Origin of the sequence: uncultured Microbacterium sp. (genome assembly GCF_964244775.1) — a bacterium.
Classification (GTDB): Bacteria; Actinomycetota; Actinomycetes; order Actinomycetales; family Microbacteriaceae; genus Microbacterium.
The window spans coordinates 40,760-53,427 of sequence record NZ_CAXTJR010000008.1; the positions used below are offsets into that span (position 1 = coordinate 40,760).

The 12,668-nt window shown below is 67.7% G+C and carries 10 protein-coding genes; 1 reads left to right on the plus strand and 9 read right to left on the minus strand.

Features of this window, described 5'->3' with window-relative positions; genetic code table 11:
• Positions 1-13 precede the first annotated feature (13 nt).
• From ACFE6Z_RS12955 to ACFE6Z_RS12980, 6 genes are all read right to left on the minus strand, one after another.
• Positions 14-1,012, minus strand: coding sequence for a LacI family DNA-binding transcriptional regulator (locus ACFE6Z_RS12955; protein ID WP_375386104.1), 999 nt, complete (start codon positions 1,010-1,012; stop codon positions 14-16).
• An 84-nt stretch (positions 1,013-1,096) separates the two neighbouring features.
• On the minus strand, positions 1,097-3,286 hold the full coding sequence (locus ACFE6Z_RS12960) for an alpha-galactosidase (protein ID WP_375386105.1): 2,190 nt from the start codon (positions 3,284-3,286) through the stop codon (positions 1,097-1,099).
• A 9-nt stretch (positions 3,287-3,295) separates the two neighbouring features.
• On the minus strand, positions 3,296-4,627 hold the full coding sequence (locus tag ACFE6Z_RS12965; protein WP_375386106.1) for an ABC transporter substrate-binding protein: 1,332 nt from the start codon (positions 4,625-4,627) through the stop codon (positions 3,296-3,298).
• A 77-nt stretch (positions 4,628-4,704) separates the two neighbouring features.
• Positions 4,705-5,625 carry a carbohydrate ABC transporter permease gene (locus tag ACFE6Z_RS12970; RefSeq protein WP_375386107.1) on the minus strand — a complete coding sequence of 307 codons (921 nt, stop codon included), beginning with the start codon at positions 5,623-5,625 and terminating at the stop codon, positions 4,705-4,707.
• A complete protein-coding gene (locus ACFE6Z_RS12975; RefSeq protein WP_375386108.1) occupies positions 5,622-6,575 on the minus strand; it encodes a carbohydrate ABC transporter permease in 954 nt (317 codons plus the stop codon). The genes ACFE6Z_RS12970 and ACFE6Z_RS12975 overlap by 4 nt, the downstream gene beginning before the upstream one ends.
• Positions 6,572-8,611 (minus strand): beta-galactosidase, encoded by a 2,040-nt coding sequence (locus ACFE6Z_RS12980; protein WP_375386109.1) that lies wholly within the window; start codon positions 8,609-8,611, stop codon positions 6,572-6,574. Before ACFE6Z_RS12980 ends, ACFE6Z_RS12975 begins: the two co-directional genes overlap by 4 nt.
• 142 nt (positions 8,612-8,753) lie before the next feature.
• Between ACFE6Z_RS12980 and ACFE6Z_RS12985 the strand changes: the two genes are divergently transcribed.
• Positions 8,754-9,773, plus strand: a complete 1,020-nt coding sequence (locus ACFE6Z_RS12985) for a LacI family DNA-binding transcriptional regulator (RefSeq protein ID WP_375386110.1) — start codon at positions 8,754-8,756, stop codon at positions 9,771-9,773.
• On the opposite strand, the gene ACFE6Z_RS12990 is transcribed toward ACFE6Z_RS12985, so the two are convergent.
• Genes ACFE6Z_RS12990 through ACFE6Z_RS13000 form a run of 3 tightly spaced genes read right to left on the minus strand, consistent with a single transcriptional unit; the run spans position 9,765 to position 12,665 of the window.
• The gene (locus tag ACFE6Z_RS12990; RefSeq protein ID WP_375386111.1) at positions 9,765-11,150 is read right to left on the minus strand and encodes an MFS transporter; all 1,386 of its coding nucleotides are present in this window, start codon (positions 11,148-11,150) and stop codon (positions 9,765-9,767) included. The two genes, ACFE6Z_RS12985 and ACFE6Z_RS12990, sit on opposite strands and share 9 nt — an antisense overlap.
• 43 nt (positions 11,151-11,193) lie before the next feature.
• Entirely contained in the window at positions 11,194-11,898 is a 705-nt protein-coding gene (locus tag ACFE6Z_RS12995) for a cache domain-containing protein (protein ID WP_375386112.1), read from the minus strand.
• A complete protein-coding gene (locus tag ACFE6Z_RS13000) occupies positions 11,895-12,665 on the minus strand; it encodes a FadR/GntR family transcriptional regulator (protein WP_375386113.1) in 771 nt (256 codons plus the stop codon). Before ACFE6Z_RS13000 ends, ACFE6Z_RS12995 begins: the two co-directional genes overlap by 4 nt.
• Positions 12,666-12,668: the final 3 nt, after the last annotated feature.

A 12,668-nucleotide genomic window follows, 5' to 3' on the forward strand; every position in this document is an offset into this window, starting at 1 on the left:
CCACGACGCCGCTCTATGCGGAGGCCGGCGATCTCGGCGGACCGGTGGAGGCGCGGACGATGAGTTGCGCGGGCGCGGGCGCCATCGCATCCGCGCCCTGGCCCAGGATCTCCGCCACCACCCGCCTCGCCTCACCCGCGATGTCCAGGCGCACGGTCGTGAGTGCGGGACTGTAGAACCCGGCGTCGGGGTTGTCGTCGAACCCGGTGATGCTCACGTCCCTCGGAGAAATCGTCTCGAGTTCGCGCAGGGCCGCAGACAGCCCCAGTGCCATCTGGTCGTTGGCGACGGCGATCGCCGTCGGGCCGTCGGGTTCGCGGATGGCGGCCGCGATCCGTGGTGCCAGGATGGCGCCCGACGCAGCACTCCAATCCCCCATCCATCGATACTCCGAGTTCGCCAGCGCACGACGCACCCCCGCCTCCCGCGATGCCGCTTCCAGCCAATCCGCGGGGCCCGCGACATACGCGATCCGCCGGTGGCCGAGAGCGATGAGGTGCTCCACCGCGAGGGCAGCGCCCTCTGCCTGCCGCTGCGCGCCGACCCCGTCGTGGAGAACGCCGACCCTCACGCCCGGTGCCCCGGACGTCGCGCCGATCAGCGTCCGGACGTGAGCGGCGAGCACGACGATCCCATCAACGCCCTGCGCCGAGAGATGCCGGGCAGCGGCATCCACCGAATCCGGGTCGGCGGCGTCGGCGTAGGCGGTGGCCACCCATCGCCCCGCGGACCGGGCTGCGGCATCCACTGCTTCGATCGCGATCGACGGTCCATACAGCGTCGCGTTGGAGGCGATGAGACCGAGGGTCCGAGTAGAACGTGTCCCTAGCGCTCTCGCCGTGTTGTTGACCCGATAATCCAGAGCCGTGACGGCCTCCAGCACGCGGCGACGGGTGTCGTCGCGGATGCCGGGATAGTCGTTGAGAACGCGCGAGACAGTCTGAGTCGACACCCCGGCCAACTGTGCGACGTCGCGCACGCCGGGCCGTCGCTCCCGCGGGATGCCGCTCATGGCACCCACAGTAATGGGCCGCTGCCCCTGCGGCCCACGCTCGTCGTCCGTCCGCGAGCGGGGTGGGAGTGCGAGTCCGCCGCGTCAGGGAATCGCCGCGGACGAGGCATGGGGCGGCGGCGACTCGTGCGCAGGCTCCACCGCGGTGACCTCCACGACGAGCGCCTGCTGTGGCGCCAGAAGTGGCAGAAGCAGTCCGAGCTCTGCAAGCACCCTTCCGCTCAGTTCGATACGACCAGCGGCGAACCACGGCGGGGGGGCGTCCTCGACAGTTGTGGGCTTTCCACCCATGAGGAGGGGAGTAACCGTGTAGAGCCCGTCGGGATCCAGCCCCGGTAGGCGGGCGGGGGGCGGGGTCGCCGATGCGGGAGAGGTGAGCATCGTCACAGAGAAGACAGCATGCGAGCGGTCCGGGGCCACGACGCCGTGCACCAGCTGTGCCGGGTCGGCGGCGTCTGCGCGCACGACTCGCCCGCCGTGCAGCAGCGGCCTCAGCCGCCGGTACTGCGCGATCCATTCGGCGATCGCATCCAGCTGGGGCTCGTCGAGGTCGGTCAGATCGGACTCGATGCCCGCGCTGCCGAAGAACGCGGTCGCCATGCGGAAGGAGAGGTCGGCCGAGCGTCCGGTGACGTGCGCCCGCGCATCTCCGAGGTGCGCGCCGAGGTACTCCGGTGGAATGAGCAGTGAGGTGTAGAGCAGGATCGACTGGCGCTCGAGCGGGTCGTTGGTGTCGCTCGGCCAGACGCGATCGACCCGGCGGAGCATCCCGAGATCTATGCGGGCGCCGCCCGACGCGCACGATTCGATCTCGACATCGGGATGCTCGGCTCGCAGCCGATCGATGATGGCGTAGACCGCGTGCGTCTGGCGGTGCGAAGTGCCCTCGAGCAGATCGCGGTTGTGATCCCACTTCAGGTAGGCGATCGGGTACTCCGTGAGCAGGGCGCTGAGCCGGAGGAACACGTGGTCGGCCGCCGCGGGATCGGTCAGATCGAGGACTCGCTGGAACCGCCACTCGTGGGCATTCGCCCTGCCGAGGACCCACTCCGGATGCGCGCGGGCCAGTGCCGAATCTGCGCTGATCATCTCCGGCTCGACCCACAGGCCGAACTCCATTCCGCCCGCGCGGACGCGCTCGACGAGGGGATGCAGGCCGTCCGGCCACACCTCGGTGTCGACCGACCAATCACCGAGCGCTCGTCGGTCGTCTCGTCGCCCTGTGAACCAGCCGTCGTCGAGGACGAACCGCTCCACCCCGACACGGGATGCCGCCGTCACGAGCGGCTCGAGCCGTTCGAGGGACTGATCGAAGTACACCGCTTCCCAGGTGTTCAGCGTCACAGGGCGCGGTCGCGAGATGGTCGACCAGGATCGCACCCACGGGTGCACACGATCGGAGATGCCGTCGAGTCCCGCGGCGGAGTACACGGCGACGGACCACGGCCCGGTGTACCGCTCTCCCGGCCCCAGCACGATCTCTCCGGGGGCGGGCAGCTCACCCGCCCCGAGCACCGAGGTGCTGAGCGGCGAGGATTCGGCCCACAGTTCAGTGTCGCCGCTCCACGCCGAGTGGACCGCCCAGACCTCGCCGGTGCGGAACCCGAAGTGGGGGGTGCCCGCCGCGAGCAGGAATGCACTGTCGTGCCCGCCGCGACCGTGCCGGCCTTCGCGGGCGTGGATGCCGTGCGCCAGCGGTCGTCGGACCGGTCGGCGCTCGCGTCCCCAGACGCCGCTGAAATCGAGCAGTTCGCTCGCCCGAGCGGGGATGGGGAGCACGGGCGCTGCCCGCGCGACGACGAGCGGGCCCTCCCCGAGGTTGACCACTTCGAGGCGCAGCGTGAGCACGCCCTCACGCGAGAGGACGAGCGGCACGCGGACGCCGATCGCCGCATCCTCGTCGATCAACTCGAACGTCAGGGAACCGCCGCCTTCGCTGCCGGGGGCGATGGAGGCGGCATCAGCGTGCAGAGCGAGTCGCGGTGTGCGCGCGCGCGCCGCGGCGACAGGACCGTCGGCTCCGGCGGGGTCCCTTGAGACCTGCAGAGCGGGGCGACCCGTCCAGCCATCACCCCAGGTGGGCACCAGTCCCAGCCCGAAGGGCGAGTCGATCGACGACGGGGCGACGGCGGGGACGGATGCTGCGGCAACGGCCTCTGCCTGTTCGCCCGTCAGCGCACCGAGGTCGCGGCCCCAGTGCAGGACGGTGGGCATGCCCGTGCCGCGGGCGTCGACCAGAAGGCTGACACCCGCGGCACGGAGGTGATGGATCACCGTCGCAGACTACTTCGCAACCGGGATGGACTGCGCCTCGAGAGCGGCGATCGTCTTGTCCTGGCCTTCGGCGAGGGCATCGGCGAGTGTGCCGCTGCCGGCGACGGCGGCCTTGAACCCGTCCGACACGTCGGAGTAGGTCTGGGTCATCGTCGGGCCCCAGATGAAGTTGGGGTTGACCTCACCGGCCGCCTTCGCGAAGACCTCGTAGATCTTCTGGTCGCCGTAGAACGGAACGCCCTTCTGCAGGACCGGCAGCTCCAGTCCGGCCTTGGTTGCGGGGTAGATGGCCGCGGTGGCGTTCAGCGAAGTGAGCGATTCCTCCGAGGTGTTGAGCCAGAGGGCGAACTTCGCCGCCTCGTAAAGGTGCTTCGTGCCCTTGAAGACGGCGATCGACGATCCGCCCCAGTTTCCTGCGGCGGCGCCTCCTGCCTTCCACTGCGGGCTCTGCGCGACCGACCACTTCCCGGACGTGTCGGGTGCACCGCTGGAGATGGAGTTCGCGCCCCAGACCGCGGAGTTCCACGACCAGACCTTGCCGGAGTTGTAGGCGTTGTTCCACTCATCCGTCCATGCCGGGTAGGTCGAGACCAGGTCGTTGGAGATGAGGTCCTGCCAGTAGTCGGCGACCTGCGTCGAGGTGTCGCCGGTCAGGTCGACCTTCCACGCGTCGCCGTCGTTGCCGAACCACTCTCCGCCGCCCTGCCAGACGAAGCCCGCGAACTGGTTGATATCGGTCTGCGAGAAGTTCGTGATGTAGCCGCCGAGAGCGCGGATCTTCACGGCCGCATCGCGGTACTCGGCCCACGTGGTCGGCACGGCGATGCCGGCCTGCTGGAACAGGTCGGAGCGGTAAAAGAGTGCCATCGGACCGGAGTCCTGCGGAACGCCGTAAACCTCGTCATCGGTCCCGAGGGTCACCTGACCCCAGGTCCAGTCCACGAACTGGTCCTTCGCGGCGACGACGTCCTCGCACGCGGCCAGGTTCTCGAGCCCGTCCTGCACCCGGAAGTTCGGGATCGCGTCGTACTCGATCTGGCCGAGGTCGGGCGCGTTGCCGGCCTGCAGTTGGTTGAAGAAGTTCTGGTAGGTGCCGGCGTTGCCGGAGGGACCGGTCTGCACCTGGACCTGGATGCTGGGGTTGGCCTTGTTCCAGATCGCGACCGCATCTTCGATGCCCGGGATCCAGGATGTGAACGTGAGGGTGACATCGCCCTCGGACGGCGCGCACGCAGCGGCGTCGCTGCCGCCGCTGGTGCCGCCGCTCGTGGAGCACGCGGCCATCGTCAGTGCGACGGACGCGATCACCGCCACGGCTGCTGCTCGTTTCATGTGACGCATGGTCTCTCTTTCTCGGTTGGGGTCTTGCTCGGGTTCTGATTCATTCGGGCCGACCGGGACGGATCCGGCCGGGTCTGTCACTTCAGCGCGCCGGTGCCCAATCCCCCTCGCCAGTAGCGCTGAAGAAGTAGGAAGGTGATGATCAGGGGGATGATCGACAGCAGCGCGCCGATGAGGACGAAGCTGCGCAGTTCGGGGAACTGGTTGATGGTCGAGTTCCACGCGTAGAGCCCGTACGTCACCGGGAACAGCTCCTCGCTGCGCAGCATGATCAGCGGCAGGAAGAAGTTGTTCCAGATGCCGACGAACTGGAACAGGAAGATCGTGATCAGCGCCGGGAGCATGAGCCGGATCGACACCGTGAAATACGTGCGCACCTCACCCGCTCCGTCCAGTCGGGCGGCCTCGAGCAGTTCATCGGGAACGCTCGCCTCGGCGAACACCCGTGCGAGGTAGACGCCGAACGGGCTGACGATGCTGGGGAGGAACACCGCCCAGAACGTGTTCGTGAGGTGCACCTGACTGAACAGCAGGAACAGCGGCAGGGCCAGAGCTGTCGCCGGCACGAGGACGCCGCCCAGCACGACGTTGAACAGCAGTTCGCGGCCGCGGAAGCGGTACTTGGCCAGGGCGTAACCGCACATTCCGGCGAGGATCGTCGCCACGAGCGCGCCGACTCCGGCGTAGCCGATGCTGTTGACGATCCAGCGGACGTAGATCCCGCCGTCGTAGTTCAGCAGCGCCACCAGATTGTTCCAGAAATTGAGATCTGCGAACCAGAGCGGGTTGGTCGTGAACAGATCGGAGCGGCTCTTCGTGGAGGCGACCAGGAGCCACCAGATCGGGATGAGGAAGTAGAGGGTGAACACGAGCATGATGAGCATCGCGACACTGCGCGAAACCAGGCTCTCGCGCTGTCCCCTCCCCACTCGCGACGACCGGATGCCGGTGGACGCGTCGCGGACCGCGCGGGCATCCGCATCCAGCACGCGGCTCATGCGTCGGCCTTCCGTCGGGTGATGCGCAAGAACGTGAAAGACAGGATGAAGGTCGCGAGTGCGAGCACCACCGAGAAGGCCGCTGCGAGGCTCACGTTCGGAACCGCGGAGGTCGCGTAGATCGTCATGTTCGGCGTGTAGGTGCTGGTGACCGCGGAGCTGAACGACCGGAACACCTGCGGTTCGGCGAGCAGCTGAAGCGTGCCGATGATCGACAGGATCGCCGTCAGCACGAGGGACGGGCGGACCATCGGGATCTTCACCGACCAGGCGATGCGCATCTGTCCCGCACCGTCGAGGCGCGCTGCTTCGTAGATGTCGGTGGGGATCGCGAGAAGCGCCGAGTAGATGATCAGCATGTTGTAGCCGACGAACACCCAGGTGACGACGTTGGCGATCGCCCACAGCACGAGATCGGCCGAGAGGAAGTCGATGTTGGCGGTGAGCGCCGTGAACGGCGACAGGTTGGGGGAATAGAGGAAGCCCCACATGATGGCCGCGATGACGCCCGGCACCGCATACGGCACGAAGAACGCGAGACGGAAGAACTTCTTGCCCTTCAGGAGCGGCGAGTCCAGCAGCAGCGCGAATACGAGGGCGAGTCCGAGCATGACCGGCACCTGCACGGCGCCGAAGATCAGTACGCGAGCCACCGACGTCCAGAACGCCTCGTTCTGGAAGACCAGCGCGTATTGCGCAAGGCCGCCGAAGACCTCCTTGGCCTCGCCGAATGTGCCCTCGCGTTCCACCACCAGGAGCGACTGCCATACCGCGTAGGCGATGGGCACGAGGTAGAAGAGCACGAACAGGATGACGAACGGCGCGGTGAAGATCAGGATCGCGAGCTTGTGCTGAACACGTGCCTTGTTCGGCCCCGTAGATCGGCGGCCCGCAGATCGGCGCCCCGACTTCGGGGTCACCAGCGCCTCGGTGACAGTCTGCGCGGTCATGAGGCAGCATCCTCTCGGATCACACGGACGGCGCCCGCGGGAACGCGGATGCTGCCGGAGGCGTTTTCGCCCGTGACGAGGTCGACGCCTCGGGCATTGAGCAGCACGTCTTCGGTGCCGTGGTTGATGATGAAGCGGTAACTGCGGTCGGGTCCGACCCTGCGGATCACATCCACGTCAGGGCGTGCTCCGGCCGCGCGCTGCGCGCCCGCCCCGCTGAGCGCGTGATCGATGATGCGCGCCAGCCCGGAGCGGTCGGGCAGCGTCGCCAGGTACCAGGCGTCTCCGGCCGTTCCGCTCCCGCGTCGGCGGGTCAGTGCCGGCAGCCCGCCCGCCGGGCCGCCGACGAATCTGTCGAGCACCTCGGCGTCGTCGGCCACCAGCCGTTCGGTCCACAGGGACGCAACGGTCCCCGACTCGAGCATCACGATCTCGCCCGGAAGCACCGGGGCGAACTCCTCGACGCGGATGCCCAGAAGTTCGCGCCACAGCGCCGGGTACCCACCCGGGCGCACCCGGTCGTTCTCGTCGACGATGCCGCTGTAGAACGTGACCAGCGCGTCGGTTCCGCCGGCCACCGCGGCGTCGAGCGTCGCGGCATCCTGCTCGCTCACGAGGTGCAGGCCCGGAACGACGACAAGGCGATAACCGGACAGGTCTGCGCCCGGGCGGACGATGTCCACGGTCGCCCCGGATTCTCGGAGAGCCCGATGCAGCGCCCACACCTGGTCGAGGTACTCGATCGCCGAGCTCGGGCGGTTCTCGGCGTCGCTGGCCCACCAAGCCTCCCAGCTGAACAGCAGAGCCACATCCCCGACGACGCGTGTGCCGGCGACTTCGCCCATCCGCTCCAAGAGCGAACCGAGCTCGAGCGCCTCGCGCCACAGCGCCGAGTCGGTGCCCGCGTGCGGGAGGAGCGCGGAGTGGAACTTCTCCGATCCCTGCAACGAGGCGCGCCACTGGAAGAAGCACACCGAATCGGCTCCGCGTGCCACGTGCTGCAGCGAATCGCGCGTCATCTGGCCTGGCGCCTTGGCGAGGTTGTACGGCTGCCAGTTCACCGAGCCGGTCGAGTGCTCCATCAGCATCCACGGTGCTCCGCCGGCGAGGCCACGGGTCAGATCGGCCGCGAAGGCCAGCTCGGCACTCGGATCGTCCAGCCGGTGGTCGAGGTAATGGTCGTTCGCGACGACATCGACCTCCGGCGCCCACGTCCAGTAGTCGAGGGCCCGGATGTGCGCCGTGACCATGAAATTGGTGGTGACCGGGGCGGCGCTGTGCCGGCGGATGACCGCCAGTTCGGCGCGGTAGTAGTCCAGCAGCTCGTCAGAGCTGAACCGCGAGAAATCGAGCACCTGGCCGGGGTTCGGTGTGGAGAGCGTGAGGCGCGGAGTGCCGATCTCGTTCCAGTCCGTGTACCGCTGACTCCAGAATCTGGTGCCCCACGCGTCGTTCAGGGCGGCGATGGTGCCGTACCGGCGCCGCAGCCAGACCCGGAACGCTTCGGTGCTGACATCGCAGTAGCAGTGCGCATTGTGGCAGCCGAGTTCGTTCGACACGTGCCACAGCACGACGGCAGGGTGATGTCCGTATCGCTCGGCAACCGCTTCGACCAGGGTCAGAGCGTACTGGCGGAAGACGGGCGAGCTCGGGCACCAGGCTTGACGTCCGCCGGGATAGCGGGTGGTGCCGTCCGCGACCATGGGAAGGATCTCGGGATGCCGGGTGGTCAGCCATGGAGGCGGGGAGGAGGTTCCCGTGCCGAGGTTGATCCGCATGCCGGCCTCGTGCAGGAGTCCGATGATCTCGTCGAGGCGCGAGAAGTCCACCGACCCGTCGGGGGACTGCAGTTCGGACCATCCGAAGATGTTGACTGCGACCAGGCTCACGCCCACTTCGCGCATGAGGGCGACGTCTTCGCGCCAGACGCTCGGGTCCCACTGCTCGGGGTTGTAGTCGCAGCCGAAGTCGATGCCACGGTGCTCGTAGCGGGGCCGGGCACTGTGTGGCTCGGTCAAGGCGTGGGGGCTGCTCACGGTACTCCAGGTCGACGTCATCGGCGATATGTGCACGTGCACAGTTTCGCGGGAATCAATCGATCGCGAATCTTCTGTGAACGTACACAGAGTGGCACCTCGGCCTCCCCATGTCAAGTGATCGGAACGCTACAGTTATCGCGTGTCGACGACATCAGGACGCCCGCGGCGCGCCACCGTCCACGATGTCGCCGTCGTCGCAGGTGTGTCGCGCGGCACGATCAGCCGGTACGTCAACGGCGACCCGTATGTCTCCGCCTCCGCGCGCGAGGCGATCGAGGCCGCGATCGCCGAGGTCGGCTACGTACCCAACACCGCTGCGCGACATCTAGTGATGCAGCGGACCGAGTCGGTCGCCTTCATCGTGCACGAGCCGCACTCGCTGTTCGTCGAAGATCCCAACATCGGCGGCATCCTGCTCGGTGCCAACGCCGCGCTCTCCGAGGCCGACCACCAGATGGCCGTTCTGATCGTGGATTCCGAGCGGGACACCGGCCGCGTGGCTCGCTACCTGTCGGGCGGCTCGGTCGACGGCGCGATCATCGTGTCGGCGCGCGCGAACGACCCCGTGGCCGCCGTCGTCGAGCGGCTCCGGTTGCCGGCCGCGTTCGTGGGGCATCCGCCGGGCGCATCCTCGGCTGCGTTCGTGGTGATCGACAACCGCGGCTCGGCGCGGACGATCACCGAACGCCTGATCGGTACAGGTCGGCGCCGGATCGGGATGATCGCCGCCGCCCTCGATCGCGACTCGGGGTCGGAGCGTCTCGCCGGCTTCGCGGACGCTCTCGGCGACCGTTTCGACGAGAATCTCGTCGAACGCATCCCGCTGTACTCGTACTCGGCCGGTCGAGAGGGCATGGATTCACTCCTGAAGCGCGCACCGGACATCGACGGTGTCTTCGCCGCGTCGGATGCTGTCGCCGCGGGCGCCATGGAGGCGATTCGCGCCGCGGGGCGTAGTGTGCCGGCGGATATCGGGGTGGTCGGCTTCGACGACAGTGCGTGGGCGCGCCGAACCCTGCCGGCTCTGTCGACCGTGCGCCAGCCCGCCGAGGGCCTCGGCCGCCAGGCCGCCGCACTCGTGCTGGAACAGCTGCGGGGTGATCCTGCGCCGCGAGAAGTGATGCTCGAGTGCGAGATCGTGTGGCGCGAATCAGCGTGAGGCGAGCTGATCCGGGAGCAGTTCGGATTTCGAACCCCGGATCATGAAGAACGCGATCACCGATGCGAGCACCATCGCGACCGCTCCCGCGACGAACACGGCGACGTAGCCCGAGGTGACCGCATCCCGTTCCGCTTGTCCGGCGTTCGCCGCCTCGGCGACTGCGCGAACGTAGATTGCGGTGAAAATCGGAATCCCGATCGAACCCCCGATCTGCAGTGCCGCGTTCACGGTCGCCGAGGCGGCTCCCGCATCCCGAGGAGCGACGCCGGTCAGCGCGAGGTTCTGCAACGGCACGAACAGCATCGACAGCCCGATCCCCAAGAGCACGAGGCCCGGCAGAACCTGAGTGAAGTAGTTGCCGCCCGCAGTGATGCCGGTGAGCGCCAGCAGCCCGCCCGCGGAGACGAGGGGGCCGGTGACCATGAAGACCCGAGCACCGACGCGGGGCAGGATCCTGGTGAGCACGGGCGTGGCCACGAGTATGGCGACCGTCATCGCCACGTTCGCCAATCCCGCCAGCAGGGGCCTGAGACCCAGACCGATCTGCAGGTAGAAGGTCAGGTACAGCGTCGCACCGATCAGCACCACCCCGATCAGGAGCTGCACCAGAAGCGCGCCTCCGCGAACGGGATGCAGCACCACGCGAAGAGGCAAGAGGGGTTGAGCCACCCGCGACTCGATCCAGACGAAAAGCGCCAGCAGCACCAGACCGGCGGCGATGAACCCGACGGTATCCGGCGCTCCCCAGCCACCCTCGGCCCGGCTCAGCCCGTACACCAGAGCGCCAAGCCCCAGAGTGACCGTGACCGCGCCCCAGACGTCGTAGCGGTTTTCCCCCGCGGCTTTGCTCTCCCTCAGGAAGAGGAGTCCGCCCACGATTCCCACGATGACGAAAATCACGTTCACCAGAAGGCACCATCGCCAACTCGTGAAATCGGTCAGAACACCACCGAGGATCAGCCCCACCGCGGAGCCGCAGGCGCCCACCGCCCCGAACACGGCGAAGGCCGTGATGCGCTGACGGCCCGACGGGAATGTCACCGTGAGCAACGCCAGCGCGGCCGGTGCGAGCAGAGCGGCGAACGCTCCCTGCGCTCCGCGGGCGATGATCAGCTCCGTGCCGGATTGCGCCAATCCGCCCCACGCCGAGGCCGCTCCGAAACCCAGCATCCCGACCAGGAACGAGCGCTTTCGCCCCCAGTAGTCCGCCACGCGCCCGCCCACGAGCAGCAGCGCACCGAACGCGAGAACGTAGGCCGTGACCACCCACTGCCGGTCCTGATCTGAAAGCCCCAGCTCCTCCTGCGCCTGCGGGAGGGCGATCGTGACGATGGTCGCATCGACCACGACGACGAGCTGAGTGAGGGCGAGCACGGCAAGCGACCACCACGGATGACGGCCCTGCGAGGATGACCGCCTAATCGAAGACCACCAGGGTCCATGGCGCGAGGTCATACGACTGCTGCGGCCGCGACGAGGATGCCCGAAGCCGCGAACCTGCCGTCCACTGGGCATCGGTGGAGATCACGACCCTATTCTCCTCGTTCGCGAGGAGGGCGGGCACGCCGAGATCGCGCAGGATGGGCTCGAATCTGCGTTCCAGGGCCGACACTGTGATGTCTCCGCCCACCGAACCGAGGAACACACCGTCCAAGCGGACAGCGCGCGCGAGTGTGACGGTGTAGTCGTTCGTCCCGTTGAAATCCACATACGGGCCGAACACCGTGTCGTCCTCGCCATCACGCAGAGCGGTGAACCACTCCGTGCTCGGATAGTCGTAGAACGCGTCGTTCGCCGGGTCGAGCGCGTGCTCCCCGACTTGCAGCTCCCCGGCCGGGGTGCGCCACCACCATCGTGCCCAGTAGTCGGCATCGGCGATGACCTCCGGCTCAGCCATGTAGCCCGCGCCATGCAGCAACTCCGGCTCGAGCGTGAGGCCGGCGCGGCACGCAGCATCGAGCATCGCCAGAGAGGACTCGAATGCGCCGTCCGTGTCGGGCGCTTTCGCGAGGACCACTGCAGGCTCGACGAGATCGGAAATAGCCTGGAACGTCGGTCGAAGACCCTCGGCGAGCGCATCGCTGAAGGACCGGATGTGAACCCCGGTCACAGGTCCGGTCATTTGCGCTCCATCTCTTTCGACGCGAAGGCCACACGCTGCTGCATCAGTCGCTGACTGAGCTGTTGGGAATGGGCGGCAGCATGTAGGAGGGCCCCTTCCGGATCTCGCCGTTCGATGGCGTCGGCGATCGAACGGAACTTCTCGCTGGTCTCGCTGCGATATGTCGCGATGTCGATAACGGCGCCGACCACCCACCCGAACTGAGCCTGCAGCTCTATCTCCGCCGAACTCATCCGCACAGACTGAGCGGATGCCGCCAGTTCCAGGTAGAAGCGGGAGTGTGCCCGACGGGCCAAGGCCAGCACTCGGGCTTCTCCGAGGATGTCGGCCTGATCACGAAGGTGATCGATGTTGCGCTGGTCGGCTCTGTCGATAGCGAGGCGCACCGCTGCGACCGTGAGCATCTCGCGCCAGTCGAGCAGGTCGCGAAGCTCGATGGTCGCTATCGACTGCAGCCGCTCCGCGGCCAGGGAAGAGTTCAGCCCTTCCGGCAGCCGCACGAAGGAGCCACCGCCGCGCCCACGCTTCGTGACGATGAGTCCCTGATCTCGGAGGATGCGCAGTGCCTCGCGAAGTCGGAAGGGCGGCACCTCGAACAAGCGCGCCAGCTCTTGCTCGGCGGGCAGCGGCTCGCCGTCGGCGAAGACGCCGACACTGATCGCCGATTGGATTCGTTCCACGATCGCGGATGGGCGCTCGGAGGAGTCCACCGGCCGGAAGATCACCGCATGAGTCGACCGCCCCGAGGTCACCGCTGCGTCAGACACGGA